Here is a 26,453-nt window from a genome sequence, read left to right as displayed (position 1 = left end):
TTCTTTAAGAGAACGTACTTAAATACAGTGAAGTTATTCAATTTCTAGCGTAAAGGTATGAGCTGAATTTATTAATTTTTAATAATAATAAAATCAGGTACTTTTTATGCTTGAGCTCATCTAAATCTTGATACTCACTGCTTGATATAGAGTTTAATAAATTCTCTTTATAATGATTAGCCTAAAAAACAAACATGGACTTATGAGCAATATTCATAAATAGTTTTATCATTTATAATGAGATTAAACCGTGCAAAGAGATAAAAGCAGATGATAAACAAAGAAAACTATAATGATCTTTATGCTTTTTTAATGGTGGCTCGAGAAGGAAGTTTTACGAAGGCCGCAGGAAAAATGGGAATTTCGCAGTCTGCGCTAAGCCATACCATTCGCGGTTTAGAAGAGCGCTTAGGGATGCTACTTCTGACCCGAACCACACGAAGCGTTTCGCCGACAGCCGCGGGTGAAAGGTTAAAGCAAACCATTAGCGCCAGCTTTGACCAGATTGATAATGAATTATCGCTTTTAACATCATTTCGGGATCAACCCGCTGGTACGGTTCGTATTAATGCCAGTAGTCATGCGATACGGGAAGTGCTGATTCCAAAACTTGAAAAGATTGCTGGTGATTATCCTGATGTACAAGTTGAGCTAGCTGCCAATAGCGGTATGGTGGATATTGTTGCGGAGCGATTTGATGCAGGTGTTCGTTTTGGAAGTCGTGTAGCAGATGGCATGATTGCGGTACGTATTAGCGCAGATGTCAAAATGGCGGTGATTGCAACGCCACAATACTTTGAGAAATATGGAATTCCCACAACCCCCAAAGATTTAATCAGTCATCAATGTATTGGCTTTCGTTTAACAACCCAAGGCAGTGTGTATGCATGGGAATTTTTGAAGGATGGACAAGAAACAAAAATCAAAATCCAAGGACAATGGATATTTAATGAAAGCTACGACATTGTCGAGGCGGTTAGAGCTGGATTTGGATTGGCTTACATTCCGCAAGAACTGATCCAACAAGATCTCGATCAAGGCAAACTTGTTCAGGTATTGGATGAGTACAGTATCCAGTTTCCCGGATACCACCTGTACTATCCACATCGTAGACAGCTTTCGCCTGCCTTAAGGTTGGTTATTGATGTGTTGCGTGAGTAGCACTTCGCCAAGTAATAAAAGCAATGATAGCACCCAATAACAACACAATAGCGCTCATATAAAACGTAGCACTATAGCCTTGTGAGTCATATAGCAAGCCGCCTAAAGTTGCACCTAAAGTAATTGCAAATTGGATAATCGCAACCATCAAACCGCCACCGACCTCAGTATCTTGATGCAACGTCTGTGCAAGCCATGTGTTCCATGCGACTGGTGCCGAAGTTCCAATGAATCCCCATAATCCCATCAATATTGCGACCAACCACAAATGCTGACCACCAAGCACAAAGGCATAAGCAATGCTTGCCATCATTAAAGGAATAAGGATGAGGTAGCGATAGACATGTTGATGAAGAATAAAACTAATCACGAATGTGCCAACTAAACCCGAGATACCTAATATGAGTAATAAAATAGATAACATGGCCGCATCGACATGACTGACGGTTTCTAGAAATGGGCGTAAGTATGTAAATAGCGCAAATTGCCCCATAAATAACAATAAAATCCCTGTCATGCCATAAAACACAATCGGACGTTTCAGTAGTCCAAATGGATTTTGTGACTTTTCAACAGACATCATTGCTGGAAGAGCGGGCATACTTTTAAATTGCCATACAAGCGCAACAATCGCGATGGGGACAATACAGAAAAAAGCGCCACGCCAGCCAATGATTGAACCTAAAAAGCTTCCTAAAGGTGCGGCTATTGTGGTTGCTAGCGCATTGCCTCCATTTAACAGACCGAGTGCTTTAGGTACAGAAAGAGGTGGGACAAGTCTTATCACAATCGAAGTCGACATGGCCCAAAAACCACCAATCACTACACCTAAAATTGCACGACCCACCATGAATAAAGCAGCAGAGTGAGCAAATGTAATCAGCATGCCAGAAACGATCATGAGTAGGGTAAGTAACAGCATGATATGACGGCGATCCCATGTCTTAAATACACGGCTAATAGTTAAGCTGGTTACCACAGCAAAAATGCCTGAAATTGCGATTGCCTGACCGACTTGGCCTTCACTCATATTTAAATCTGAAGAGATTGGTGTGAGTAAACTTACGGGCATGAATTCTGAGGCAATTAATACTGCACAGCATAGTGACATTACAAATACAGCACCCCATGCAGGTGTGCTATTCTCATGTGTATCTTGCTCAATTTGATGAAAAGAAGACATAAAAGTTCCGACTTTTAAAACCGTTAAATGTTCATAAAAGAAATGAACAAATCTGGTTGCAGAGCTTATCAGCAAGGGTTTGAAAGGATTAGACGTAGAATTACGAATAGAATTATGAGTTTTATGCATGAATTGTCTTTAAAAAGCATACAGACTCGCTGCAAAAAACAGGCTATTTTTTTACACTTAAATTTGTTCTTATAGTTCAAGATATACAAAGTCATTTTTAAATAAATATGAGTCGTAAGAAGAGGAATTTATTGTGAATATTCAACAAAAAGATGATACAAAACACGGTAGCTTTAGTTTACTTGATGGTGAAACCGTTGCAGGTGAAATGACTTATACATGGGCAGGCGAAGGCATGCTGATTATTGATGCCACAGATGTGAATGAAAATTATCGGGGACAAGGCGTAGGTCGCCAAATACTTGATGCTTTAGTTGCTTTTGTTCGAGAAAAAGAAGTGAAAGTGATTCCGCTTTGCCCTTATGCAAAATCGGTATTTGATAAAGATCCAAGCATTGGCGATGTCCTTAGAAAATAAGCAATAGACTGAAAGTTGTTTCATAAAAATCGGGCGTTGGTGCCCGATTTTTTTATTGGTTTTATTATATATGGACTGAGATGGACATGTTTTAAGCGGTTGTATTCAACTAATTTGAATGCTTTCGATTGCCAAATCGAATTTATCAAAGTTATAGAAAAGCTTATCTAATAAAAATAGTTTTAGACCAATTGGGAAAAAAATAAACTCAGTGCACAAATATTTGATCGCTGATTAGAGCTAAATATTTATAACGTTTTAATATTATTTTTTGGAATTTTCCTTGAACTGGCAGTATATCCATAGTGTGTTGCCGCAATTTTTCTCTGCAACTTTGACCACGCTGAAAATTTCAATTATCAGCATTATTCTGGCCATTATTGTAGGACTGATTTGCAGCATTTTAATCACATATCGTGTGCGGGTACTAAATAGAATTGCCCAGTTCTATATTGAGTTATCTCGAAATACCCCTTTATTAATTCAACTATTCTTTTTGTATTACGGTTTGCCCAAACTTGGTATCAAAATCGATGGTTTTGCTTGTGGTGTGATTGGACTCACATTTTTAGGCGGAAGCTATATGGCAGAAGCTTTTCGAGCAGGTTTGCAGTCTGTGGCAAAAGGGCAGATTGACTCGGCAAAAAGTATTGGTCTACAACCGATTCAAATTTTTAGATATGTCATTTTTCCTCAAGCACTGGCTATTTCAATTCCGGCAATAGGGGCAAATTGCCTATTTCTCATTAAAGAAAGTTCTGTGGTCAGTGCAATTGCTGTCGTTGAACTGCTTTTTGTCACTAAAGACTTAATTGGGATGGACTATAAAACCACGGAAGCTTTGTTTTTATTAATCATGGCTTATCTGATTATTTTATTGCCCGTGTCTATTCTAACCAGTTATCTGGAACACAGAAGTCGGAAGGTGAGCCATGGAACTTGATTATTTATTTCAGGCGAGTCATCTCGAACGTTTAATGTGGGGACTGTGGGCAACTGCAAAAATTGCGTTTATTTCGGTATTTTTTTCTGCAATTTTAGGCACAGTTTTAGGTGTCATTATGACTTCTAAAAACATAGCGGTTAAAGCGTTGTGCCGTCTGTATTTAGAAGCGATTCGAATCATTCCAATTTTAGTTTTGCTTTTTGTGTTTTATTTCGGCTTTGCCACATGGTTTAACTGGCAGTTTTCCGCAATGTGGGTTTGCGTTGTGGTGTTTGTTTTGTGGGGCACGGCTGAAATGGGCGATTTGGTCCGTGCAGCAATTACCTCGATCGATCAGCATCAACGCGATTCTGCCTATGCGCTTGGACTGACTCATGTTCAAGCATTGGTCTACGTTATTTTTCCGCAAAGTCTAAAACGAGTAACACCAGGCGCAATTAATTTATTTACCCGAATGGTGAAAACCAGCTCTTTGGCAGTTCTGATTGGTGTGGTGGAGGTCATTAAGGTGGGCCAGCAAATTATTGAAAATTCGCTGCTGACTGTGCCGAGCGCCTCGCTTTGGATTTATGGCTTTATTTTTATTTTGTATTTTCTGATTTGCTATCCCTTATCTCGTTTGGCGGCACATTTAGAAAAGGTCTGGGAGTAATTATGCCTTTGTTATCGATACAACAATTACAGAAATCATTTGCACAAAGTCATATTTTACAGGGCATTGATCTAGATGTAGAACAAGGAGAAGTGGTTGTTATTTTAGGCCCTTCGGGCTGCGGTAAAAGTACCTTACTTCGCTGCATTAATGGCTTAGAACCGATTCAAGGTGGTGAGATTCGTTTAACAGGTTCGGGTGTTTTGGGTAAAGATGTTGACTGGACAAATGCTCGTCAAAAAATTGGCATGGTTTTTCAGAACTATGAGCTATTTGGGCATATGAATGTCATTGACAATATTTTGCTCGGACCACTCAAAGTGCAAAAACGCCGCCGTGATGAAGCTGAACAAGTTGCAGATGAGTTGTTAAAGCGAGTGGGTCTATTTGAACGAAAACTCGATTATCCGCGACAACTTTCCGGTGGACAAAAGCAGCGTATCGCCATTGTCCGTTCACTGGTCATGCAACCTAAAGTCATTTTGCTCGATGAAATTACCGCTGCGCTTGACCCAGAAATGGTCAGAGAAGTGCTCGATGTAGTACTCAAGTTAGCGAATGAAGGAATGACCATGCTGATTGTGACACATGAAATGTCATTTGCCCGCAAGGTTGCCGACCGCATTATTTTTATGGATAAGGGCAAAATTATTGAACAGGCACCACCTGAAGAGTTTTTTGAACAGCCGAAAACAGAACGAGCTAAAACCTTTTTAAATATCTTGTCGTATTAAGTTTTTTATTATTTGAATCATGAGGAAGTGAATGTTTAAACGTAATTCAATAAAAATATTAAGCAGTATTGCTGTTGCTGGGGTGTTATTAACGGCATGTAGTAAAACGCCATCAACTGAGCAAGCAAATAATACTCAAGAAGACCAGTCTTTAGAGCAAGTCAAAAAGAATGGGGTGTTACGAGTTGCCGTTTTTGCTGACGATCCGCCATTTGGTTATGTAGATAGTGCTGGCAATAATCAGGGCTTTGATGTGGCTTTAGCAAAACGAGTCACTAAAGATCTGCTCGGCGATGAAAAGAAAGTTGAGTTTATTGTGACTGAGGCTTCAAATCGGGTGGAGTTTTTAAAATCAAACCGTGCTGATGTTGTATTTGCGACATTTACAGTAACGCCTGAACGTAAGGAAGTTGTAGATTTTGCCGAGCCTTATTTAAAAGGTGCTTTCGGGATCGTCTCTCCTAAAGCCAAACCCATTACAGACATTGCTCAATTGGAAGGTAAAACGTTAATTGTAAATAAAGGCACCAGTTCGGATACCTATTTTACTAAGCACTATCCGAAAGTGAATTTACTGAAGTTTGAAAGAAACTCGGATGCCTTCAAAGCCTTAACCGACGGTCGCGGCGACGCAATTTCACAAGATAGTACTTATGCTTTGGCATGGGCCGCGAAGAACCCAAGTTATGTGGCGGGTATCCAGTCTATTGGTGATCAAGAGTTTATTGCACCAGCAGTTAAAAAGGGCAATACCCAATTATTGAATTGGCTCAATACTGAAATTAAGCAGCTAAGAACAAGCGGTGAAATTAAGAAAATTTATGATGAAACCTTAAAACCAATTTATGGTGAATCGGTTAATCCTAATGTGTTTTTAGATGTAGGCCAATAATTTTCGATATCGCTGGAGCAGTGTCTAAAAGTAGGCACTGTGATTTTAAATAAGACTTTTACAAGAACGATAGGGTGAAATAATGACAACACTAACTTTACAAAATATAAAGCATGTCCTCGCTGCATCTTTGCTGAGTTTAGGTTTGGTTGCATGTGATAAAGGCACGCAATCTAATGAAAAAACAGCTGACAGCACTCAAACTGTGTCGAGTATTGAGCAGATTAAAAAGAATGGAGTCGTGCGTATTGGTGTATTTAGCGATAAACCGCCGTTTGGATATTTAGATGCTCAAGGTAAAAATCAGGGCTTCGATGTAGAGATTGCCAAGCATGTTGCTAAAGACTTGTTGGGTGATGAAAACAAGGTAGAGTTTGTTTTAACTGAAGCTGCAAACCGTGTCGAATATTTAAAAGCCAATAAAGTGGATATTATTTTTGCCAACTTTACAGTTACACCAGAACGTAAAGAAGTAGTCGATTTTGCTAAACCTTATTTAAAAGTTGCTTTGGGTGTGGTGTCTCCTAAGAGTCATCCAATTACAGATATTGCTCAACTCAAAGATAAAACTTTGTTGGTGAATAAAGGTACTACGGCTGATTCATTCTTCACCAAGACTCATCCTGAAATTAAACTGCAAAAGTATGAGCAAAACACTGAAACCTTTGATGCTTTAAAAGATGGCCGTGGTGCTGCGCTTGCCCATGACAACTTGCTGGTTTTAGCTTGGGCTAAAGAAAATCCAAATTACACCGTTGGCATTACCAATTTGGGTGAGCAGGACTTAATCGCCCCAGCTGTGAAAAAGGGTGATAAAGAGCTATTGGACTGGTTGAACCAAGATTTAGAGAAATTGGCAAAAGAAGGCGTGATTCATCAAGCTTATGAAAAGACGTTGAAACCAGTGTATGGCGATACGATTAATCCAAAAGATTTATTGGTTGAATAATTCTAATAAAGAGGACTCTAGATAGTATTTGCTTGAGCTAGTATTCATCTACAGCCTGCCCATAATTTATAAAGATAATGTTTTTGCAATATTTTTTATAGATGGAAACAGTGGTCAGGTTCTGTAGATGAAAAAGTTTTTTGGTTACTTTTTCCAAAAAAGTAACAGAATTAGCTGATTGCTTTAGAAATAGAAAGATAGGATTCTATCGTTTTAATTCCTCGATTCTATATTATTTGAACTTAAATAAAGTCGGCTCTGCTGCCAATTTATCTGCCAAATATTGAATAAATACACTTAATTTAGGCGGTACGTGGCGTGTTGGCGGATAGAGTAGCCACAGCCCACCACTGTAATAGGTCTTAAAATCCCAGTCGGGTAAAACTTGAACCAAAGTCTGTTGTTGTAAAGCATGGCGCGCAACAAAGTAGGGTAAGCTGGCTACTCCTAAATGCTGTAGGGCTGCGCTTAAACGAACACCAGTATGATTTGCAGCATAGCGGCCCCGCACAGTAACACTAATCGACTTATTCCCTTGTTGAAATTTCCATTTTGAATCACTGATTTGTTCACCCAAATAGATACATTCATGCTGTTTTAAGTCATGAGGATGGGTTGGTATGCCATGTTTTTCCAAATATTCAGGTGTAGCACAAATCAAGTGATCGATATCAATGAGTTTTCGTCCCATTAAGCCGCCAGAGGGTTGCTCGGTAATTCGAAGCGCTAAATCAACTTCATCATCAATTAAGTCAACGTAACGGTCTTCTAAAAGCATTTGAATATCAATTTTTGGATAACGTTCTAAAAACTCTGGTAAATGTGGATGAATCATAAAATGTCCAACGGCTTTTGGAACACTCAGGCGAATGATTCCTTGCGGTTCGACATGAAATTGGCCTGAACTTTCCATCACTGCCTGTGCCGCATTGACCATATCTAAGCAACGTTGATAGACCTGTTGACCACTTTCACTCAAGCGAAGCTTTCGTGTGGTTCGATAAAGTAAGCGTGTTCCTAAAGCACGTTCTAAGCGAGCAATCGCACGGCTTATTGCAGATGGTGTAGTACCGAGTTGTCGAGCCGTTTCAGAAAAACTCCCTGACTCGACCACTTTAACAAAAGTCGCCATTTCATTTAAAAGAACTAAACTTTGATTTGTGCTCATGAGGCAAAAGTTATTTGGATTTAGAGTGGATTATCGCGTTTAAGAAATCGCAATACAATCTTTTTCATCTTAACGTGTATGTAGAAAAATATGACGCAAGCATTGTATTTAACAGGTGCTCTTGCCGCTGAGGTTGAAGTTGTAGCATGTAATCCTTGTGAAGATGGGCGTTTTGCCGTGCGTTTATCGGCAACCCCATTTCATCCTCAAGGTGGCGGTCAACCGAGTGATACGGGCAAAATCGCAGAAGTTGATGTAGTGCATGTAGCGATTGAACAAGGGGAAATCATTCATTACTGTACACAACCTGTTGAGTTGGGAGTGGCTTTTGCACAAGTCGATGAAGCAGGACGTCGTTATCATAGCCGCTTACATTCAGCGGGACATTTGCTTGGGCATGTAATGCATCTATTTGGCTGGCAAGCTGTAAAAGCACAACACTGGCCACATGATGCACGAGTTCAGTTCATTGCTTTGGACACAGCTCAGCAGTTAGATGCTCAAATGCTTGAACAGCATTGTTTACAATATATTCAGGCTAATTTACCAGCCAATCTTCAGCAACATGCAGATGGTTTTCGTGAAATCGGTTTTGGTGAGTTTTCTGCATTTCCCTGTGGCGGGACTCATGTTGCAACGTTGGGGGATATTGGTTTTATAGAAATTCAGTCCTATCAGATTAAGAAAGGAAAGCTCAGTGTCAGCTATAGCGTTGCCAAGGAGGCTGAATAAATGTGGCAGTTGTATGGGCATGAGTTTTTAACACTGGCACTCATTCACTTTTTGGCAGTGATTTTACCGGGACCAGATTTTGTGGTTACGGTAAGACAAAGTGTACGTTATGGCTACTTAATTGGATGTCTGACTGCGATTGGTATTGGTGTTGGAATTTCGGTTCATGTGTTTTATACACTTGTTGGCATTGGCTTTTTGATTCAACAAAGCGAATGGCTCATGTCACTCATCAGAACAGCGGGGGCAGCTTATTTACTGTATTTAGGATGGCAGTGTTTGCGTAGTCAGCCGAATACTAATATTGAGATTAATGACCAGGCAGATTCAGATGCTCCAAGCTTATTTAAAGCCTTTACGATGGGCTTTCTCACCAATGCATTGAATCCAAAAGCTACCATCTTTTTTCTGGCAATTTTTACTACGATTGTGAGTGTAACAACTCCCATGAAAGTTCAGATCTTTTATGGCGTATGGATGTGTATGGTTAATGCGATCTGGTTTATGGTCGTGAGTGTAATGTTTGCTCATCCAATAGTACGCAAACGATTTTTGGAGTTTGGGGTTTATTTTGAGAGGGTGATGGGATTGTTGTTGATTGGAATTGCATTGAGATTGATTTGGGGATTGTTTGTTTAATTGCCGAGAGTATTTAGTGGGGTTGCAGAAGTACGATTTTAGATTGCTTATAGTGTTCAAGGCGGAGTCTTATCGTTTATACACCAATAGAAAGTAGCTAATTCTGTTACTTTTTTTGGAAAAAGTAACCAAAAAACTTTGTTATCTACAGAACCTGTTAACTGTTTTCATCTATCAGGAAATGTTGCGAAAACATTATTTTTATAAATTATGGGCAGGCTGTAGATGACTCTTAGCACGAGCCGAAGGTTAATCTAGGAATCGAAATTAAAATAACAAGACTCCGCTGTGATAGCTACTTTGACTTGTTCCTATATATGAAGTTGAGCTCAAGAAGGTTCAGTAAATAATTTATAAAAAAGACTGCTCGAAAGCAGTCTTTTTTTCAAAAATAGATTTAAACAGTACGCTTATTACGTGTTAACTGGTGTAAAACAGACACCAATAAATCAATTTCTTCAGTCGTATTATAAAAAGCTAAAGACGGACGCACAGTTTGTTCCACACCAAAACGACGTAAAATTGGCTGTGCACAATGGTGACCAGAACGTACGGCAATACCATGTTGATTTAAAGCTTTACCCACCTGTTCAGTCGAATAGCCTTGTAGGGTAAACGACATGACACTGGCTTTGTGATGCGCAGTTCCAATCAGACGTAAACCAGCCACACTACTAAGCACATTTTGACCATATTCAAGTAAATCATGTTCATAGCGTGCAATGTTATGAATGCCTAGACTTTCGACATATTCAAGTGCTGCACCTAAACCGACTGCATCAGCAATGTTTCCAGTTCCAGCTTCAAACTTGTTTGGCGCAGGTTGGTAAACCACCTGTTCGAAGGTAACGTCCTGAATCATGTTGCCGCCACCTTCCCAAACTGGCATGGTGTCTAACAGTTCTGGTTTCGCATAGACTGCACCAATGCCTGTTGGACCAAACACTTTATGCCCAGAGAACACAAAAAAGTCTGCATCGATGGCTTGAACATCGGTTGGTATATGCGAAACAGATTGAGCGCCATCAACCAATACACGTACACCTTTGGCATGGGCAATTTTAATCACTTCAGCAACAGGGGTAACTGTTCCCAAAGCATTAGACACTTGAGTAATAGACAGCAGTTTAGTGCGTTCATTAATCAGTTTTGGCAGCTCTTCTAAAATAATTTGACCCGTGTCATCAACTGGAATAACCCGTAACTTTGCCCCTGTTTTTTTAGTGAGTTGATACCAAGGTACAATATTGGCATGGTGTTCTAAGTGAGAAACAATAATTTCATCACCTTCACCAATATTTTGTTCACCCCATGTTTTTGCAATTAGGTTAATGCCTTCAGTGGTTCCTCGAACAAAGATAATTTCTTTGGAAGAAGGTGCACCGATAAAACGGGCAACTACATTTCGCGCATGTTCATAGGCGTCGGTCGCACGAGCTGCTAACTCATGTGCAGCACGGTGAATGTTTGAATTTTCATGCTGGTAAAAATAAGCAATCCGGTCAATCACGCGCTGCGGTTTTTGTGTAGTGGCAGCATTGTCAAACCAGACGAGCGGGCGACCATTGACGCGTTCCTGCAAGATTGGGAAATCACGACGAATGGCATGTACATCTAAGGGTTGAGCACTGCTTGCTACAAAGGTAGGTTGAAATGGTTGATAGTGACTATAACTTTGCCCGCTTTGTGGTAAGTCTAAGAAATAAAATCCAGAGCTTGGTGAGGTTTTTGCTGGTATGTCAGCTGCAAAACGATCTTCAATGAGTAAAGACTTTAGCTGGTCGCCATGCGGCAACTGAAAAGACTGTGCAATTGAATAGTTATCTTCAACACCAGTAACAGAAGGTTCTGCTGTATTTGGAGCAGAAAAATCATTTAAAAAATAATAAGGTGATTCACCTGCACCCGTTGGAAGGCTTGGTTCAATACGTGGCACATTGGGTTCACTATGAGCAGCTTGTGGCAAATGTGGCTCAAATGGTGGGCGTGGCAAATTAGCTCCACCAACCACAGGCGCAGACGCTACAATTCGACGTTCAGGGTAGTCTGGCAAATTTGGAATATGCTCAGGATATTCTGGATTGAGACTTTTCTGAAACGCGATATTGGGCGCACGACCACTGAGTGCAGAAAATGGTTCACCCGGTTGCGGTGGGTGCGGTGGCGCTCCGACAGGTAAGTCCAAGTTAAGGCCCGATGGAGAAGCTGAACTGCTTGAGCTTGGCAATGCTGAAAAAAACTCATTAGCAAGTCGAGCAATGGTGGACTCATCAGGGAAGTTGGCTGGTGGGTTAACACCAGTCACTTCAGGCCCTGTTGGACTACCTTGCAGATTACTTGTAGTTAACTGGGTAGTCATGATATTTGTCCACCTCCACATCATCTAATACTGCCAACGCATCATCAGTGAGTACTGCAAGTGAGCAATATAACGAGATTAGATACGACGCAATCGCGTTACGGTTGATTCCCATAAAGCGTACTGAAAGCCCCGGTGACTGTTCACCGGCAAGCCCCGGTTGGAATAAGCCGACAATACCTTGACGTTTTTCACCGACACGAAGCAGCAAGATTTTAGTTTTGCCATCTTCTACTGGAATTTTATTAGATGGAATGAGTGGAATACCGCGCCATGTAATGAATTGCGAACCAAATAAACTCACTGTTGGAGGCGGTACGCCACGACGTGTACATTCACGGCCAAATGCTGCAATCGCATCTGGATGGGCAAGGAAAAATCCTGGTTCTTTCCAGACTTTACGTAATAAATCATCAAGATCATCTGGAGTTGGTGGGCCATTTAACGTTGAGATACGTTGATCATCTGTCACACTCGCCAATAAGCCATATTCAGGGTTATTGATGAGCTCACTTTCTTGACGTTCTTTAATGGTTTCAATCGTTAAACGTAGCTGTTCCTTAATTTGATCGTGGGGGCTGCTGTAAAGGTCAGCAACACGTGTATGTACATCCAGAACAGTCGATACACCATTCAAAAAGTATTCGCGTGGCTCTGGGTCATAATCAACAAAAGTTTGGGGTAAAGTTGCTTCATCACGTTGTGTGCAAGCCACTTGAATATCATCGGTATTATTTACACGGTTTAGGCGATAAATACCTGCTTCAACTGGAAGCCATTGAAGTAAGTGAGTCAGCCATCGGGGAGTAATCGTAGAAAGTTGAGGAGCTGTCTTGGTTGCATTGGCCAGTTGGCGAGCCGCATGGTCCCCAAGCGCAAGTTGGGCTTTATCAGTATTTTTCGCCATGAATCATTTTTCCTTATTACAGTGGCTTGGTAAAATCAAAAAATTAAAAACTCTAGTGTTTCTATAAACTAGAATTAATTCTGGTTTTAAAAAATAAAAAGTTTTTATAAACTTTGAATAGGTGGCTTATTAATTAAAAATCTATCTTTAAAATAAAAATATATTTAAATGAGAAATAAGCATTAAATTAATTTAATTCAGCTCTTACTATTTATTTGTCTCCTTATCTATTTATTTCACTTCTATAGTTTTTAACCGGGAATATGATTTTTTTGATAAGACTCATTTGGCGACTGTAAAATCTGGCTACCTGCGGCAATACTATGTGTCAGCCAGACATTTCCCCCAATAATGGACCCTCGACCAATCGTAATACGACCTAAAATAGTGGCACCTGCATAGATCACAACGTCATCTTCAACAATTGGATGGCGTGTATAATTTTTTTTCAAAGCACCATCATCATTGGTTTCAAAACGTTTTGCTCCAAGCGTTACTGCCTGATAAATACGGACACGTTCCCCAATGACACTGGTTTCACCAATCACTACGCCAGTCCCATGATCTATAAAAAATCCTTTACCAATTTGTGCACCCGGATGAATATCAATTCCTGTTGCAGAGTGGGCTAACTCAGAAATAATGCGAGACAGTAGAGGTACTTGGGCATAGAGCTGATGCGCAATTCGGTGATGAATAATCGCAAATATGCCCGGATAGCAGAGTAATACCTCATCCACACTATGTGCCGCCGGATCGCCTTCGTAGGCCGCACGCACATCGCCATCTAAAAGACGACGTATGGAAGGCAAGGTATTAGCAAATTCCTGAACAATATTTTGAGCAAGCTCTTGCGGCTGTTGGGCTGTGCTTGAATGACCCAAATGACGTTTTGCCTCATAATTTAAAGCCAGTTGTACTTGAGCATGTAAGGCTGTGAGTACCCGATTTAAAGTATAGGCAATATAAGAATCTTCAGTTTCCTGACGTAAGTCGGCAGGGCCTAAACGCATTGGAAATAAAATCCCGCAGAGATCATCTAAAATAGCTTTTAAAGCTTCTTTAGATGGAAGTTCACGGCCCCCAAATTCTTTGATTCTGTGCTGTTGCTGACGCCAGTCATGCCTTGCTTGTTGTAAACCCTGTACAACAGCATTAATGTTCCATTGAGTCACAAGCTTTCCTTGATTCACTGAAAATGTGTTGAAGTTTTAGTCTTGTTGCCAAGGGAGTTGATGAATACGCCAGCCGTTTTTTTGATTACGCTGCTGTTGATCATCTAAGTCACCTTCGAAGCCTTCAAGAACGTTATAAATGTGCTCAAAACCTGCATTAAATGCGGCTTCGGCTGCTTGTGCTGAACGGTTGCCACTACGGCATAACAAAAGAATGGTTTTATCTTTGCCAACTTTTGATTCGAGTTCTTTTAAAAAGCGTGGATTACGATTAAATGACGTGCCTGTTGCCCAAGCAACATGAACACTTTCAGGAACATATCCTACAAATTTACGTTCTTCATTGGTGCGTACATCAACTAAAATAGCGTGCCCTTGTTGTACGAGATGCCATGCATCAGTGGGCGATAAGCTGCCGCTAAAATTCAGTTCATGTTCCTGCGCATATTGCTTTGCTTTAGAAAGAATCTCTTCGTTTGACAAGGATGTATTTGAACCATCTGAGATAAAGCTTTGAGGGGCTTCTGTATTTAATTTAGCGTTCATTGAAAATATCCTTATCTTTGATTCAGATTGTTATTGTTCAATTTACGCCGTTTTAAATATAAGCAAAAATAAGGATTATCTATTTATATATAATTTTTTAATCAATAAGGTATATTTAATTTTGTTGGATATTATTAATTAATCTTATTAAGTATTATGGAAATGAGATAAGGGTAAAAGATAATAATTGAGCGGTTAGTTAATATCATGTCGATAAAATAGGAGCTGATATTAAAAATAAGAAAAATATTATTGACCTAGATGACTTGTGATTTAACCGAATGTGTTGCAGATGAGCCAATTTGGCAATATAACTTGTATACTCAATTTTGCTTAAAAAGTATAAAATTTTGGTGACGATGTGATTGAACTGCCCAATGCAAATGATTGGATTGTCAGAAATTCCGATCCAAATAGTCTGGAGCGAATCGAAGCATTTTTTAATGATCATGCTTATGAGTCGCATCGTCATGATACATTTGCAATCGGTCGGACATTAACTGGTGTTCAAAGTTTTCATTATCGGGGAGAGATGAAACATAGCTTGCCAGGAATGACCATGGTGTTACATCCTGATGAAAAACATGATGGAGAGTCAGGTACACGAGATGGTTTTAGATATCGGATGGTGTACGTAGAGCCTGCAACCCTACAGGAAATTATGAAGGGTAAGCCTTTACCATTTTTTGAAAATGGCTTAAGTCGGGACCCCCGTTTATTTAAGGCAACAGATGTTTTATTGCAAGGGATAGACCAGCATATCGACCCTTTAGAAAAGCAAGATGCTTTATATGATTTAGCCACTACACTTTACGAAATTTCAGATAAAAAACAGCGAACTTCTCATTCTTATGACTATGTCGCAGCGGAACGTGCCAGAGAGTTTATACATGCATCTTTATTTGAGAATATTTCTTTAGATGATATTGAAAAAAATATTGGGCGCGACCGTTGGAGTCTTTCACGCGACTTTCGACTGCTATTTGGTACAAGTCCACATCGATATATGACCATGCGTAGGTTAGAGGTTGTGAAGTCTTGTCTAATGTATGGAGAGTCATTGACTCAAGCTTCCTTAATTGCCGGATTTTTTGATCAGAGCCACATGACTCGTCATTTTCTAAAAGCATTTGGATTGACTCCAGCCAGATGGCGGATGATCAACAAGTTATCTTCCTAAACAGGTTATTTAAAAGTCAGCCTGTTTAGACTGACATAGAATTTGTCTTAAATTAGAGTTATACCTTTCAAGAAATCGTAAAGCATAAATATGCCAGAAATGATTAGCATCATTGCCATGGTTTTATTTAAGCGATTAAACCAAATTTTATTTTTAATTTTTTTGCCTAACACTGCACCAGCCCACGAATAAAGACAGGGTGCGCCTGCTGCACCCATCGAAATGAGCAACGATACTAAGAAGATTTGAATGCCAGTAATGTGCGCTGTTGGGTACATAATTGTTGTAACAGGCAAAATAACCAAAATCCCTTTCGGATTTAAAGTTTGTATCCAAAAACCATTCCAGAAAGAAAGCGTCTGAATTTCAGTAGCTTCATCATTAATATCGATATCTGCCTTTAGCATCTGAAACGCAAGATAAAATGTATAACACGCGCCAAGCAAGGCAATATAGTGCAGGGCATTTTGTGGAATGATAGCCGCACCTGCATATCCAAAAATCATGAATAAGATCAGCATCGCACAGCCGACACCCATAAAAAAATAAATGGTTTTTTTGAATTGTCCTGTAAGTCCCGCATTCAAACCCATGAAATTTACTGGGCCAGGGCTATACATCACACTTAAGGTATAAAGAAAGATTTCCATAACGCATCTACTGAATCAAAAACAACCCAGCATACTGACTCGTAAATTTAGGGTCTTGTACGTTTGTGATTGCGCTTGCACAAACGTACAAGACGAAAAAAATCTGGATTAGGCATGATGACTAACTTGAGATAAATGATTCAGGATAGAGGTTTATGTTTGACACAAAAATTGCGTTGATTGTCCGTAATGATCTTGCGACTTGGCAAAGGCTAAATGTTGTGGCTTTTTTGGCAACGGGGATTGCCTCGGCTGTACCTGAAATGTTGGGTAAACCTTATATCGATGCAAATGGTTATGAGTACGGCAATATGTTAGGGCAGCCAATGTTGGTATTTGAAGGTGATTTATCAGGACTACAAAAAGCGCATCGTAAAGCAATTGAGCAAGATCTAACGATTATTCCATATGTACATGCCATGTTTTCTACAGGAAATGATGAGGATAATCGAGCGGCTTTTTTGGCCGACGATGCAAATCAATTAAATTTGGTCGGGGTAGCGTTAAGAGGACCTAAAAAAGCAGTTGATAAGGCAATTAAGGGACTTTCATTACATCAATAGCTTAAATAATTTTTAATATTGAAGATTAATAAAACCCACTGTTTAAGCAAAAGTGGGTTTTATTTTAAAAATAACGATTAAAGTTTATCTTGCGTTTTAGTCTCGAAATCACTTGCATCATGACGTTCATGTAACTGTGTTTCTAAATCGCCAAAAGTGCGATTAACCATACGACCACGTTGTACCGCAGGGCGTGCCAAAATCACATCAGCCCAGCGTTTTACATGTTTATATTCATCAACACCTAAAAACTCGGCGCCGTTATAAACCCAGTTTTTAACAAGACCACCATACCAAGGGAATGCGGCAATGTCGGCGATGGTATATTCAGAACCAGCTAAATATTCATTTTTTGCTAGATGCTGATCTAACACATCAAGCAATCGTTTTGTTTCCATAGCAAAGCGGTTAATTGCATATTCAATTTTGACAGGTGCGTAGGCATAAAAATGTCCAAAACCACCACCTAAGTAAGGCGCACTACCCATTTGCCAAAACAACCAATTGAGACATTCAGTACGCGTAGCAATATCGGTCGGAATGAAAGCTTTAAACTTTTCAGCCAAATAAAGCAAAATTGAGCCAGACTCGAAAACCCGTAGCGGAGGATTTTGACTATGGTCGACCAATGCTGGAATTTTAGAGTTAGGGTTAACTTCTACGAAACCACTGCCAAATTGCTGGCCTTCACCAATTTTAATGAGCCAAGCATCATATTCAGCATCTTGATGCCCTAATTCTAAAAGCTCTTCAAGCAAAATAGTGACTTTCTGACCATTAGGTGTTGCTAAAGAATAGAGTTGGAGCGGGTGTTTCCCAACAGGGAGTGTGTGTTCGTATCGAGCGCCTGAAGTGGGCTGGTTTAAATCGGTTTTTTCTCCAGTCCATTGCCAAACTTGTGGAGGAATATAGTTTGAATCACTCATTTTTTATCTCATGTTTGGTTGAAATATAGGGTTTAGTTATGTCGCAAGGCAAGCCATTTTTGAACGCTCGGGCGTTGCCATTGTTGCAGTGCATAATTTTTTAATCGCTCTGGTACAGCGTCACCATTTTGGATGAGGCGTTGTAACATTAGTGCGAGTTCAGCATCCACAATGCTCCATGAACCAAAAAGAAATTCGGCCTGAGGTGCTAGAAGTTTTTCTGCAACAAAAAAAAGTTTCTCGGCTGCCTTTTGACCTTCTTCTGAAAGTGGGGTAGATGTGGGTTCAATAAAAATAACATCAGTTGGACGTTCAGTTCTTAATGCCACCAAGTCTGATCTGAGCCATGCCTGAATTTGTCGAGCTCTTGCACGTGCCTGAATATCTGTTGGATAAATTGGTTTGTTTGGATAGAGCTCTTCTAGATATTCCAAAATGGCAGATGATTCTGATAGAGCAAAATCATTGTGTTCAAGTACAGGAACTTTTGCTGTTAATGACTTTGCTACAAAAGATTTTTCAAACTGGCCTTGTTGGCCTAAGTTGATGGTCGCTATTTCAAATGGAATTTGTTTTTCATGTAGCCCGACAAAAACTGTAAATGCGTAGGGGCTTAGAAATTGTGAATCTGTGTACAGCTTAAAATGTTCATTATTCATTGTTATTGTCCATGTCATAAAACAGATGGCATCTAGTCTAAGTGAGAGAGTTAAAGATTGGGTAGCTTTTTTGTGGAAAAGCTTTATCGGTTTTTGAATTAAGCAATTTCATTATTCATTAGGGTTTAATGTGCTGAAAATGTTCACGAACAACGCTGAGCCAAGCTTCTACTGCTGGAGAGATAGGGAGGTTCTTTTTCCAAGCCATGACTAAGTGCCATTGAATATTTGGTTTTTCTAGTGGTACTGCTGCAAATAAAGTTGGGTCAAGCATGTCGGTATAGTATTGAGGGAGAAGCGCAATTCCCATACGTTGTAAAACCATATCTGCTAAGAGGTGCCATTGACTTGTACGGCAAGCGATAGAGGGATAAAACCCACGCTGTTTACAGGCATCGAGAATAATACTGTTTAAAGAGAAGTTTTCGGGAAACATTAAGAACGATTGATGTTGTAGTTCTTCTAGATTTATTTTTTTGCGGGTTGCCCAAGTCGCATCACGACGTAAAAGTACCATTAATGGGTAGTTACATAGCTCAATGCTATTGAAAATTTGTTCATCAAAGGGCTGCAATAAAACGCCAACATCTAGTTCGTTGTTGAGTAAAGCTTGTTCAATACCGCGCGAACCAACCTCCATAAAAGCCAATTCAATATCTGGCCATTGTTGATGATAATCAAACAGGGCAGTCGTTAGGAGCTGCGAACCTAAAGGCGGTACGCCAAGTTTTAAAGTACCTGTTTTTAATTGTTGGTAATTTTCAATTTCAAGAAAGATGTTTTGTTCTGCCTGAAGAAGTTCAATCGCATGTTGATAAATACGCTCTCCAATTTCAGTTAATTCAATTTGTCTTTTGCGTCCATGATCCGGTTTAACTAAAAGTTGTACCTGAAGCTGCTCTTCAAGCTGTTGTAAGATTTTACTAATCGTCGGTTGAGTCAAATACAACTCTTCAGCGGTACGGGTAAAGCTTTTTGTTTTTACCAAGGTAACGAAACACTGTAATGGTTTTAAAGAGAGCATAACGAAGAGTAGATTATTCCATTTTGGAATAATATTAACATGAATAATTCATATTTAGCATGTTTAACCAAGATAGCATAATGGTGTAGTTAACCATTTAATTTCGCAAAATGAGTACTGAATCTGCTTCTGAAACACCCACACCACTTTCACTTTTAGAGTTGGTTAAACAAATTCTAATTTTGGCTGGATTTTGGTGGGTGGGATATCTCTTACATCAAAAACTTGGCGTACCTGTTTCGGCAGGCATTTTAGGTATGTTCTTATTGCTTTTATGCCTGTTCTTTAAAATTATCAAAATGGATCAGGTAGCAATGGGAGCAACCGTTGTTTTAGGTGAGCTGTTACTGTTTTTTGTGCCTGTGGTGGTTGCCGTAGTTCAATATAAAACCTTGTTTATGACTGAAGGTTGGCAAATTGTCTTGAGCATTGCAGTTGGAACTATTTCAGTCATGCTCAGTACGTGTTTGACCATTCATTATTACAATCGTTTGAAGGCTTATTTACAGGCTCGAAAACGTCTTCAACATAGGCATATCTAAGAGAAAATGACATGAATATTTGGTCAATTCTTTGCCTCATCTGGACGCTAGCAGCCTATGTTGTGGCAAAAAAAATCTATCAAAAGCATCCAAAACTTTGGTTGTCTCCCGCGATTAGTGTGCCTGTACTCACCATCATTTTGATGACGATTTTTGGAATTTCATATCAAACTTATGCCGAAGATACGCAGTGGATTGTTAATTTATTAGGTCCAGCTACGGTCGCGTTTGCTGTACCGATTTATCGCTATCGGGAAACAATCCGTAAAAACTTAGGGGTACTCTCGATTGCGATTATTGTGGGAATGAGTGTGGGCGTGATGTCTGCCTATGAAATGGCACAGTGGTTCCATTTTAGTCCTGAAGTCACCAATAGTTTGATGGCACGTTCGATTTCAACACCATTTGCCATGATTTTAGCTGAAGATATTCACGGTTCGGCGGCTTTAGTTTCATTATTCACCGTCATTACAGGTTTAGTTGGAATGATTTGTGGCGATGCAATTTTAGCGATTACTAAAATTCGTTCTAATGTGGCAAATGGAGCAGCCTTTGGGAACGCAGCCCATGGTTTTGGTACAGTCCGAGCTCAGCAGCGAAATAGTGAAGAGGGCGTAATTGCAAGTTTAACTATGGTAATTGCAGGTATCTTAATGGTGCTGATTGGCCCGTTTGCCATTCATCTATGGTTGCTGTTGTAGATTTTGTCTACTTTGGCTTGTCATGTTGTTGAATGATTTTTGATAGTTTTTTTATGGCTTGTTCCATAAGTTCGAGTTCAAAGTCGCCCAAGCCAACAATTAAACCCGAACGTTGCTGTTCTTTTGAAAATGTCGGTGAAATTGCTTTAATGGCAATGCTTGCATTGACTGCTGTGCTTGCGACTTCAACGTCATTAATATGTTGAGCAAGCCATAACACCATATGCATGCCTTGATCGCCCGGTTGTAACCAAGCCAGCTCTTGAGGTATGTATTTTTCAATCAAACCAATAATGTGCTCTCGAACTTCTGAGTAAACATTTCGAATACGTCGAATATGCCGCTCTAAATAGCCTTCTTGAATAAAAGCAGCCAAAACATGTTGGTCGGCTGTAGGTGGATGTCTATCTATTAATACCCTCAGTCCACAAAAAGGTGCAACCAGTTCCTTAGGCAACACTGCATAGCCAAGTCTAAGAGATGGAAATAGAACCTTGCTAAACGTTCCGAGATAAATCACCTGATCGGGTGCCATGCCTTGCAAAGATGGAAAGGGCTGACCGTTATAGCGGAGTTCACTGTCATAGTCATCTTCGATGATCCATGCATTTTGCTGCTTTGCCCACGCCAATAATGCAGTACGTCTTGCCAAGCTCATAGGCATGCCAAGTGGATATTGATGAGAAGGGGTTACAAAAGCTGCACGGGCATTCGGAGACAGTTTAATTCCAGCTTCAACCTGAATACCTTCTTCATCAACCGGAACACGCACCATGCGAATATTTTGTACGGTATGTTCAAAAATGGCTGTTGTACCACGATATGCCGGATCTTCTATCCAGACCTCATCTTTGGCTTCAAATAAAATCTGGCTACAAATATAAAGTGCTTGTTGAATGCCGGGTGTAATCACGATTTGTTCAGGTTCGCAGTGTACAGAGCGCGAACGACGCACGTAGTCTGCAATAGCAATTCTTAGTGATAGCACACCTTGTGGTTCACCATACCCAGAAGGTACACCTGCGCCCCGTGATCTAAATTTATTACCAAACTTACGCCAAATATCACTCGGTTGAGTGCGGCCAACCGGTACAGATACAGCAAATGGAACATGGGGAAGTGGTTTAAATTCCTTCAGCACTTGGGCATAAGAAAGAGCAGATTTGGTCAAAGGTATTGAGCTTGGTTTAATCGATTCTTTTTGAAAATGTTGCTGCGCAGGTGTTTTAACCAAAGCATGAGATACATAAGTTCCAGTTCTTGCTTGAGAATCAAAAACACCTTCTGCCAAAAGCTGATCATAAGCTTCAATGATGGTTCCACGGGCGACCTCAAGGGTTTGAGCCAGTTCTCGGGAAGATGGCAAAGGGTCTCCCGGTTGCAAATCACCACTTTGCACAGCTTCGCGTAAGGCTTGGGTCAATTGAGCACTAATCTTTCCTTGGCTTTTATCAATCTTTGCAATAGATGGAAGTTCAACAACTTTTGCCATTCTTGCCATAATTCTGGTCTACTTAAAAAAATACAAAGTGGTTCTTTTTAATAAACCACATAAACCAGAAAATTTACAACACAAAATATAAATAATCCTGATATTTACAACGAGGTTCTTAGCCATGTATATCCCTGATGATTTTGCAGAAAACCGTTTGGACGTATTGCATTCTCTTATTTTAGAGCATCCGTTTGGTGTGCTTTTTAGTCATGGGAGCAATGGTTTAGATGCAAATCATCTTCCGTTTGAGTTACAGACAAATGAAGGGAACTTAGGGGTGTTGCATGCGCATGTATCTAGAGTTAATCCTGTCTGGCAGGACGTTAAAAATGGAGATGAAGTGCTAGTCGTGTTTCAGGCGGGTGATGCTTATATTTCTCCAAACTGGTATCCATCCAAACATGAACAGCACAAACAAGTGCCAACATGGAACTATAGAGTTGTACATGCTTACGGTAAAGTGACGATTCAAGATGATGAGCGTTATGTTCGAGGTGTCGTGGCTCGTTTAACCCGTACACATGAAGCATCTCAACCTGAACCATGGAAAATGTCTGATGCACCAAAAGACTATCTAGAACCCATGCTCAAAGCTATTGTCGGTATAGAAATTGAAATTACCAAGCTTCAAGGAAAATCAAAACTTGGGCAAAACAAAGATCGTCGAGATATTTTAGGTGCGGCGGATGGTCTATCGAAATCTGGTCATAAAACTATAGCGGATGCTATGTACAGTGTGGCTGAGTTAAACAAATAGTTTTGAAAATATAAAATTTTAGTATTCATTAAGGAGAAAAACATGTCTTGGACTACACCTGTTGAGTTGGTAGGCGAACACGTTATTTTAAAGCCGCTAGATGTAACTCAAGCTGAATCCCTCGCAGAAGCAGTTTGCGATGGAGAACTCTACAATCTTTGGTATACCCGTGTTCCAAGACCTGAACAGATGACTGCTGAAATTGAAAGACGTCTTGGTTTACAGCAATCAGGAAGCATGTTGCCATTTTATATTGAAGACCGAAAAACTGGGCAAGCGGTGGGTATGACGACCTTAATGCATATTGAAGCTGCACATCGCCGTGCAGAGATTGGTTCGACTTGGTATCGTAAATCTGCACAGCGCACGCCTGTGAACACTGAGTGTAAGAAACTATTGTTGGCTCATGCATTTGAGTCTTTAGACTGCATTGCGGTTGAGTTACGAACATCTTCTTTAAATGTGCAAAGCCAAGCCGCAATTGTACGTTTAGGTGCAAAGCTCGATGGCGTACTCAGAAGCCATCAAATTGTAAAAGATGATATTTTACGGGACACCCATGTTTATAGCATTTTAAAACATGAATGGCCTGCGGTTCGTCAAAACTTGGAATGGCTGTTAAGCAAACCGCGTTAGAAATAAGTCGTAGGTTAAAAGTCCTAAAACTCGTTCATTAATAGCTGTTCTTTATTTCAACCATTAACTTCAGGTTAATAACTACCGATGTAGGTTGATTGATCAAAATTCCATAAAGCGTTTTTATAGATTCAGAACAAAACTGCGATCTATATAGGTAAACACATGGAAGGATCAGTTCAGAATAAAGAACGGTTATGGACAAAGCGGCGTCATGCCAAACAATTAAAACTAGAGATGGCAAACCAATATACCGATGGTGTGGTGATTCCAACTCAAGACATTATTAAAGTCTTAGAAACGCTGATTACACCGGGTGACAGAGTCGTACTCGAAGGAAACAACCAAAAGCAAGCAGATTTCTTATCTCGATCTTTGGCACAAACCAATCCAGATGTTTTGCATGATTTACATATGATTATGCCAAGCGTTGGACGCTCAGAACATCTTGATCTGTTTGAAAAAGGTATCGCACGTAAGCTCGACTTTTCGTTTGCTGGTCCGCAAAGTTTGCGTATTAGCCAGTTGATTGAAGATGGATTATTAGAAATTGGTGCTATCCACACCTATATCGAGTTGTATTCACGCCTTGTGGTTGATCTTATTCCAAATGTGGTGCTTTCAGCCGGTTTTATGGCAGACCGCCAAGGCAATATCTATACAGGTCCAAGTACTGAAGATTCGCCTGCACTTATTGAACCTGCAGCTTTTAGTGACGGTATTGTGATTGTGCAAGTCAATGAACTGGTCGATGACGTAACTGATTTACCACGTGTCGATATTCCTGCTTCTTGGGTTGATTTTGTGGTTGTGGCAGACCAGCCTTTTTATATTGAACCGTTATTTACTCGCGACCCAAAACACATCAAGCCTGTGCATGTGCTTATGGCCATGATGGCAATTCGCGGAATTTATGAGAAGCATAATGTGCAATCGTTAAATCATGGTATTGGTTTTAACACTGCGGCAATTGAGCTGATTTTACCAACCTATGGCGAGTCTTTAGGTTTAAAGGGGAAAATTTGCCGAAACTGGACTCTGAATCCGCATCCAACGTTAATTCCAGCTATTGAAACAGGTTGGGTTGAAAGCGTGCATTGCTTTGGTACTGAACTCGGCATGGAAAAATATGTTGCCGCTCGTCCCGACATTTTCTTTACAGGTCGCGATGGCGCCTTACGTTCTAACCGCATGATGTGTCAGCTTGCAGGTCAGTACGCCGTTGATCTGTTTATTGGTGCAACTTTGCAAGTTGATGGCATGGGGCATTCTTCGACTGTCACTAAAGGTCGTTTAGCTGGTTTCGGTGGTGCACCGAACATGGGGCATGATCCGCGCGGACGCCGCCATGATACGCCAGCATGGCTGGATATGCGCTTGCAAGGTGCCAATGAAACAGAAACCTATTTGGCCCGCGGTAAAAAGCTAGTTGTGCAAATGGTGGAAACCTTTCAAGAAGGCGGGAAGCCGACCTTTGTGGAACGTCTTGATGCGATTGATGTTGCTAAAACCGCAGGTCTGCCTTTAGCACCGATCATGATTTATGGCGATGATGTCACCCATTTACTCACCGAAGAAGGCATTGCTTATCTATATAAAGCAAGTAGCCAAGAAGAGCGTCAAGCCATGATTGCCGCAGTGGCAGGGGTAACCAGTATTGGTTTAAGCCAAGATCCTAAAACAACAGCACGTTTAAGACGTGAAGGTTTAGTGGTATTCCCTGAGGATTTAGGCATTCGCCGTACCGATGCTACACGTGAACTTTTAGCTGCAAAAAATATTGCTGACTTGGTGACATGGTCAGATGGTTTATATCAACCCCCTGCAAAATTCAGGAGTTGGTAATGATGGCTCAAATTCAATATCAAGCACTCAGCCATAGTCAGCTTTTGGCAGACATGGCGGTCGAGGCTTTAATTGATGAAGTTAATCTGACACCAAAGCCAGCCTTGGTCGACCGTCGTGGCAGTGGCGCACATGATGATTTGACTTTGGAATTAATGGAGCGTTCTGCGAAAAGTCTAAGCCCAATGTTTGAAGCGATGGCCCAAGCTGCAACGCATCACGGAAAAGTCTGTTTGGCCTTGCGTGAAGAGATTGGTGAAATTGGTCGCCAAGGTGAAAAAGCCATGATGTTGGTAACAGATGGTGTTAACACACACCGCGGTGCAATTTGGGCTTTGGGTTTAATGGTTACGGCAGCAGCATTGGTACGCACAAATCAACAGTACTTATCGGCTGTTGAGCTATGTCAGTTAGCAGGTCAGCTTGCCCAGCTTGAAGACCGTTTTATTCCCAAACAGGCTTTGAGTCATGGTCAGCAGGTACAAAAAAAATTAGCTGTTTTAGGTGCAAAAGAACAGGCACAACAAGGCTTTCCAACCATCGTAAATTTTGGTTTAAAGCAGCTTTATCAAAGTCGCAGTAAACCCATGAAAGAAGAGTTTGCTCGCTTAGATGCGTTACTTGCCATGATGACTAACCTGACCGATACCTGTGTGCTTTATCGCTCTGGGACAAATGGCTTAAAGCGTATGCAACAAGGGGCTCAGCAAGTGCTCGATTTAGGCGGTAGTTCAAGCTTAGAAGGCCGACGTGCTTTGCATTTGTTAGAGATTGACCTATTTAGGATGAAAGCATCCGCTGGCGGAGCAGCCGATTTGTTGGCAGCAACATTGTTTATAGATCGTGTTGAGCAGTCATCTGTCAAAAAATAAAGAGGGATTTTGA

Annotated in this window: 28 protein-coding genes and 1 pseudogene; 17 read left to right on the top strand and 12 right to left on the bottom strand. The window is 40.5% G+C overall.

What is annotated here, in order from left to right:
* Positions 1-270: 270 nt before the first annotated feature.
* The gene (locus F936_RS12090; protein WP_005047620.1) at positions 271-1,161 is read left to right on the top strand and encodes a LysR family transcriptional regulator; all 891 of its coding nucleotides are present in this window, start codon (positions 271-273) and stop codon (positions 1,159-1,161) included.
* Here the strand turns inward: F936_RS12090 and F936_RS12085 are convergent.
* Positions 1,139-2,344 (bottom strand): MFS transporter, encoded by a 1,206-nt coding sequence (locus F936_RS12085; RefSeq protein ID WP_005047618.1) that lies wholly within the window; start codon positions 2,342-2,344, stop codon positions 1,139-1,141. The two genes, F936_RS12090 and F936_RS12085, sit on opposite strands and share 23 nt — an antisense overlap.
* 262 nt (positions 2,345-2,606) lie before the next feature.
* Between F936_RS12085 and F936_RS12080 the strand changes: the two genes are divergently transcribed.
* The gene (locus tag F936_RS12080; RefSeq protein WP_005047617.1) at positions 2,607-2,891 is read left to right on the top strand and encodes a GNAT family N-acetyltransferase; all 285 of its coding nucleotides are present in this window, start codon (positions 2,607-2,609) and stop codon (positions 2,889-2,891) included.
* Between the two features lie 105 nt (positions 2,892-2,996).
* Here F936_RS12080 and F936_RS18870 read toward each other — a convergent pair whose 3' ends face one another.
* Positions 2,997-3,110: a hypothetical protein gene (locus F936_RS18870; RefSeq protein WP_080026786.1), complete on the bottom strand. Its 114-nt coding sequence runs from the start codon at positions 3,108-3,110 to the stop codon at positions 2,997-2,999.
* Between the two features lie 64 nt (positions 3,111-3,174).
* Between F936_RS18870 and F936_RS12075 the strand changes: the two genes are divergently transcribed.
* The 5 genes from F936_RS12075 (at position 3,175) to F936_RS12055 (ending at position 7,064) form a co-directional block, all read left to right on the top strand.
* On the top strand, positions 3,175-3,834 hold the full coding sequence (locus F936_RS12075) for an amino acid ABC transporter permease (RefSeq protein WP_002114214.1): 660 nt from the start codon (positions 3,175-3,177) through the stop codon (positions 3,832-3,834).
* Positions 3,824-4,489 (top strand): amino acid ABC transporter permease, encoded by a 666-nt coding sequence (locus F936_RS12070; protein WP_005047615.1) that lies wholly within the window; start codon positions 3,824-3,826, stop codon positions 4,487-4,489. The genes F936_RS12075 and F936_RS12070 overlap by 11 nt, the downstream gene beginning before the upstream one ends.
* 2 nt (positions 4,490-4,491) lie before the next feature.
* Positions 4,492-5,223: an amino acid ABC transporter ATP-binding protein gene (locus F936_RS12065; RefSeq protein WP_004642454.1), complete on the top strand. Its 732-nt coding sequence runs from the start codon at positions 4,492-4,494 to the stop codon at positions 5,221-5,223.
* Positions 5,224-5,254: 31 nt separating this feature from the next.
* Complete coding sequence (locus tag F936_RS12060) at positions 5,255-6,115, top strand: transporter substrate-binding domain-containing protein (RefSeq protein WP_005047614.1); 861 nt, start codon at positions 5,255-5,257, stop codon at positions 6,113-6,115.
* 82 nt (positions 6,116-6,197) lie between these two features.
* Positions 6,198-7,064 carry a cysteine ABC transporter substrate-binding protein gene (locus F936_RS12055; protein ID WP_005047613.1) on the top strand — a complete coding sequence of 289 codons (867 nt, stop codon included), beginning with the start codon at positions 6,198-6,200 and terminating at the stop codon, positions 7,062-7,064.
* 232 nt (positions 7,065-7,296) lie between these two features.
* Here F936_RS12055 and F936_RS12050 read toward each other — a convergent pair whose 3' ends face one another.
* Positions 7,297-8,232 (bottom strand): LysR family transcriptional regulator, encoded by a 936-nt coding sequence (locus F936_RS12050; RefSeq protein ID WP_005047612.1) that lies wholly within the window; start codon positions 8,230-8,232, stop codon positions 7,297-7,299.
* A gap of 90 nt (positions 8,233-8,322) precedes the next feature.
* Between F936_RS12050 and F936_RS12045 the strand changes: the two genes are divergently transcribed.
* Positions 8,323-8,964, top strand: coding sequence for an alanyl-tRNA editing protein (locus tag F936_RS12045; RefSeq protein ID WP_005047611.1), 642 nt, complete (start codon positions 8,323-8,325; stop codon positions 8,962-8,964).
* Positions 8,965-9,603 carry a LysE family translocator gene (locus tag F936_RS12040; protein WP_005047610.1) on the top strand — a complete coding sequence of 213 codons (639 nt, stop codon included), beginning with the start codon at positions 8,965-8,967 and terminating at the stop codon, positions 9,601-9,603.
* Between the two features lie 397 nt (positions 9,604-10,000).
* Here F936_RS12040 and F936_RS12035 read toward each other — a convergent pair whose 3' ends face one another.
* The 4 genes from F936_RS12035 to F936_RS12020 form a co-directional block, all read right to left on the bottom strand.
* Positions 10,001-11,962 (bottom strand): family 2A encapsulin nanocompartment cargo protein cysteine desulfurase, encoded by a 1,962-nt coding sequence (locus F936_RS12035; RefSeq protein WP_005047609.1) that lies wholly within the window; start codon positions 11,960-11,962, stop codon positions 10,001-10,003.
* Positions 11,937-12,869: a family 2A encapsulin nanocompartment shell protein gene (locus F936_RS12030; RefSeq protein ID WP_001107602.1), complete on the bottom strand. Its 933-nt coding sequence runs from the start codon at positions 12,867-12,869 to the stop codon at positions 11,937-11,939. Before F936_RS12030 ends, F936_RS12035 begins: the two co-directional genes overlap by 26 nt.
* Positions 12,870-13,120: 251 nt before the next feature.
* Positions 13,121-14,062: a serine O-acetyltransferase EpsC gene (gene epsC / locus F936_RS12025; RefSeq protein WP_080595315.1), complete on the bottom strand. Its 942-nt coding sequence runs from the start codon at positions 14,060-14,062 to the stop codon at positions 13,121-13,123.
* A gap of 18 nt (positions 14,063-14,080) precedes the next feature.
* Complete coding sequence (locus F936_RS12020; protein ID WP_005047606.1) at positions 14,081-14,590, bottom strand: rhodanese-like domain-containing protein; 510 nt, start codon at positions 14,588-14,590, stop codon at positions 14,081-14,083.
* 361 nt (positions 14,591-14,951) lie between these two features.
* On the opposite strand from F936_RS12020, the gene F936_RS12015 reads away from it, so the two are divergent.
* Positions 14,952-15,770 carry an AraC family transcriptional regulator gene (locus tag F936_RS12015; protein ID WP_003651218.1) on the top strand — a complete coding sequence of 273 codons (819 nt, stop codon included), beginning with the start codon at positions 14,952-14,954 and terminating at the stop codon, positions 15,768-15,770.
* 47 nt (positions 15,771-15,817) lie between these two features.
* Here the strand turns inward: F936_RS12015 and F936_RS12010 are convergent, their stop codons facing one another.
* On the bottom strand, positions 15,818-16,420 hold the full coding sequence (locus F936_RS12010; protein WP_005047605.1) for a LysE family translocator: 603 nt from the start codon (positions 16,418-16,420) through the stop codon (positions 15,818-15,820).
* Positions 16,421-16,575: 155 nt separating this feature from the next.
* Between F936_RS12010 and F936_RS12005 the strand changes: the two genes are divergently transcribed.
* Entirely contained in the window at positions 16,576-16,983 is a 408-nt protein-coding gene (locus F936_RS12005) for a DUF2000 domain-containing protein (protein WP_005047604.1), read from the top strand.
* Between the two features lie 77 nt (positions 16,984-17,060).
* Here the strand turns inward: F936_RS12005 and yghU are convergent, their stop codons facing one another.
* From yghU to F936_RS11990, 3 genes are all read right to left on the bottom strand, one after another.
* The gene (gene yghU, locus F936_RS12000; RefSeq protein ID WP_005047602.1) at positions 17,061-17,909 is read right to left on the bottom strand and encodes a glutathione-dependent disulfide-bond oxidoreductase; all 849 of its coding nucleotides are present in this window, start codon (positions 17,907-17,909) and stop codon (positions 17,061-17,063) included.
* Between the two features lie 32 nt (positions 17,910-17,941).
* Positions 17,942-18,568 (bottom strand): glutathione transferase, encoded by a 627-nt coding sequence (yfcF, locus tag F936_RS11995; protein ID WP_005047601.1) that lies wholly within the window; start codon positions 18,566-18,568, stop codon positions 17,942-17,944.
* Positions 18,569-18,686: 118 nt separating this feature from the next.
* Positions 18,687-19,592, bottom strand: a complete 906-nt coding sequence (locus tag F936_RS11990) for a LysR family transcriptional regulator (protein WP_005047600.1) — start codon at positions 19,590-19,592, stop codon at positions 18,687-18,689.
* A gap of 110 nt (positions 19,593-19,702) precedes the next feature.
* Between F936_RS11990 and F936_RS11985 the strand changes: the two genes are divergently transcribed.
* Positions 19,703-20,134 carry a CidA/LrgA family protein gene (locus F936_RS11985; protein ID WP_005047599.1) on the top strand — a complete coding sequence of 144 codons (432 nt, stop codon included), beginning with the start codon at positions 19,703-19,705 and terminating at the stop codon, positions 20,132-20,134.
* A gap of 11 nt (positions 20,135-20,145) precedes the next feature.
* Positions 20,146-20,835: an LrgB family protein gene (locus F936_RS11980; RefSeq protein WP_005047598.1), complete on the top strand. Its 690-nt coding sequence runs from the start codon at positions 20,146-20,148 to the stop codon at positions 20,833-20,835.
* Between the two features lie 7 nt (positions 20,836-20,842).
* On the opposite strand, the gene pdxR is transcribed toward F936_RS11980, so the two are convergent.
* The gene (pdxR, locus tag F936_RS11975) at positions 20,843-22,336 is read right to left on the bottom strand and encodes a MocR-like pyridoxine biosynthesis transcription factor PdxR (protein WP_005047596.1); all 1,494 of its coding nucleotides are present in this window, start codon (positions 22,334-22,336) and stop codon (positions 20,843-20,845) included.
* A gap of 115 nt (positions 22,337-22,451) precedes the next feature.
* On the opposite strand from pdxR, the gene F936_RS11970 reads away from it, so the two are divergent.
* The 4 genes and pseudogenes from F936_RS11970 to F936_RS11955 all read left to right on the top strand — a co-directional run bounded on the left by F936_RS11970 (position 22,452) and on the right by F936_RS11955 (position 26,453).
* Positions 22,452-23,087: an FMN-binding negative transcriptional regulator gene (locus tag F936_RS11970; protein ID WP_005047595.1), complete on the top strand. Its 636-nt coding sequence runs from the start codon at positions 22,452-22,454 to the stop codon at positions 23,085-23,087.
* Positions 23,088-23,129: 42 nt separating this feature from the next.
* Complete coding sequence (locus tag F936_RS11965; RefSeq protein ID WP_005047594.1) at positions 23,130-23,723, top strand: GNAT family N-acetyltransferase; 594 nt, start codon at positions 23,130-23,132, stop codon at positions 23,721-23,723.
* A 165-nt stretch (positions 23,724-23,888) separates the two neighbouring features.
* On the top strand, positions 23,889-25,568 hold the full coding sequence (gene mdcA, locus F936_RS11960; RefSeq protein WP_005047593.1) for a malonate decarboxylase subunit alpha: 1,680 nt from the start codon (positions 23,889-23,891) through the stop codon (positions 25,566-25,568).
* Positions 25,568-26,453 (top strand): annotated as a pseudogene (locus tag F936_RS11955) (triphosphoribosyl-dephospho-CoA synthase). The gene mdcA and the pseudogene F936_RS11955 overlap by 1 nt, the downstream one beginning before the upstream one ends.

Source organism: Acinetobacter calcoaceticus DSM 30006 = CIP 81.8 (assembly GCF_000368965.1).
GTDB lineage: Bacteria > Pseudomonadota > Gammaproteobacteria > Pseudomonadales > Moraxellaceae > Acinetobacter > Acinetobacter calcoaceticus.
The sequence above is the reverse complement of the archived record's forward strand: the minus strand, read 5'-3'. Positions and strand labels throughout refer to the sequence as shown.

What these genes read in the sequence shown, in the direction of transcription:
- F936_RS12090 (WP_005047620.1), top strand. Translation starts at nt 271, where the DNA reads ATGATAAACAAAGAAAACTATAATGATCTTTATGCTTTTTTAATGGTG.
- F936_RS12085 (WP_005047618.1), bottom strand. Translation starts at nt 2,344, where the DNA reads ATGTCTTCTTTTCATCAAATTGAGCAAGATACACATGAGAATAGCACA.
- F936_RS12070 (WP_005047615.1), top strand. Translation starts at nt 3,824, where the DNA reads ATGGAACTTGATTATTTATTTCAGGCGAGTCATCTCGAACGTTTAATG.
- F936_RS12065 (WP_004642454.1), top strand. Translation starts at nt 4,492, where the DNA reads ATGCCTTTGTTATCGATACAACAATTACAGAAATCATTTGCACAAAGT.
- F936_RS12060 (WP_005047614.1), top strand. Translation starts at nt 5,255, where the DNA reads ATGTTTAAACGTAATTCAATAAAAATATTAAGCAGTATTGCTGTTGCT.
- F936_RS12055 (WP_005047613.1), top strand. Translation starts at nt 6,198, where the DNA reads ATGACAACACTAACTTTACAAAATATAAAGCATGTCCTCGCTGCATCT.
- F936_RS12050 (WP_005047612.1), bottom strand. Translation starts at nt 8,232, where the DNA reads ATGAGCACAAATCAAAGTTTAGTTCTTTTAAATGAAATGGCGACTTTT.
- F936_RS12045 (WP_005047611.1), top strand. Translation starts at nt 8,323, where the DNA reads ATGACGCAAGCATTGTATTTAACAGGTGCTCTTGCCGCTGAGGTTGAA.
- F936_RS12040 (WP_005047610.1), top strand. Translation starts at nt 8,965, where the DNA reads ATGTGGCAGTTGTATGGGCATGAGTTTTTAACACTGGCACTCATTCAC.
- F936_RS12035 (WP_005047609.1), bottom strand. Translation starts at nt 11,962, where the DNA reads ATGACTACCCAGTTAACTACAAGTAATCTGCAAGGTAGTCCAACAGGG.
- F936_RS12030 (WP_001107602.1), bottom strand. Translation starts at nt 12,869, where the DNA reads ATGGCGAAAAATACTGATAAAGCCCAACTTGCGCTTGGGGACCATGCG.
- F936_RS12020 (WP_005047606.1), bottom strand. Translation starts at nt 14,590, where the DNA reads ATGAACGCTAAATTAAATACAGAAGCCCCTCAAAGCTTTATCTCAGAT.
- F936_RS12010 (WP_005047605.1), bottom strand. Translation starts at nt 16,420, where the DNA reads ATGGAAATCTTTCTTTATACCTTAAGTGTGATGTATAGCCCTGGCCCA.
- F936_RS12005 (WP_005047604.1), top strand. Translation starts at nt 16,576, where the DNA reads ATGTTTGACACAAAAATTGCGTTGATTGTCCGTAATGATCTTGCGACT.
- yghU (WP_005047602.1), bottom strand. Translation starts at nt 17,909, where the DNA reads ATGAGTGATTCAAACTATATTCCTCCACAAGTTTGGCAATGGACTGGA.
- yfcF (WP_005047601.1), bottom strand. Translation starts at nt 18,568, where the DNA reads ATGAATAATGAACATTTTAAGCTGTACACAGATTCACAATTTCTAAGC.
- F936_RS11990 (WP_005047600.1), bottom strand. Translation starts at nt 19,592, where the DNA reads ATGCTCTCTTTAAAACCATTACAGTGTTTCGTTACCTTGGTAAAAACA.
- F936_RS11985 (WP_005047599.1), top strand. Translation starts at nt 19,703, where the DNA reads ATGAGTACTGAATCTGCTTCTGAAACACCCACACCACTTTCACTTTTA.
- F936_RS11980 (WP_005047598.1), top strand. Translation starts at nt 20,146, where the DNA reads ATGAATATTTGGTCAATTCTTTGCCTCATCTGGACGCTAGCAGCCTAT.
- pdxR (WP_005047596.1), bottom strand. Translation starts at nt 22,336, where the DNA reads ATGGCAAGAATGGCAAAAGTTGTTGAACTTCCATCTATTGCAAAGATT.
- F936_RS11970 (WP_005047595.1), top strand. Translation starts at nt 22,452, where the DNA reads ATGTATATCCCTGATGATTTTGCAGAAAACCGTTTGGACGTATTGCAT.
- F936_RS11965 (WP_005047594.1), top strand. Translation starts at nt 23,130, where the DNA reads ATGTCTTGGACTACACCTGTTGAGTTGGTAGGCGAACACGTTATTTTA.
- mdcA (WP_005047593.1), top strand. Translation starts at nt 23,889, where the DNA reads ATGGAAGGATCAGTTCAGAATAAAGAACGGTTATGGACAAAGCGGCGT.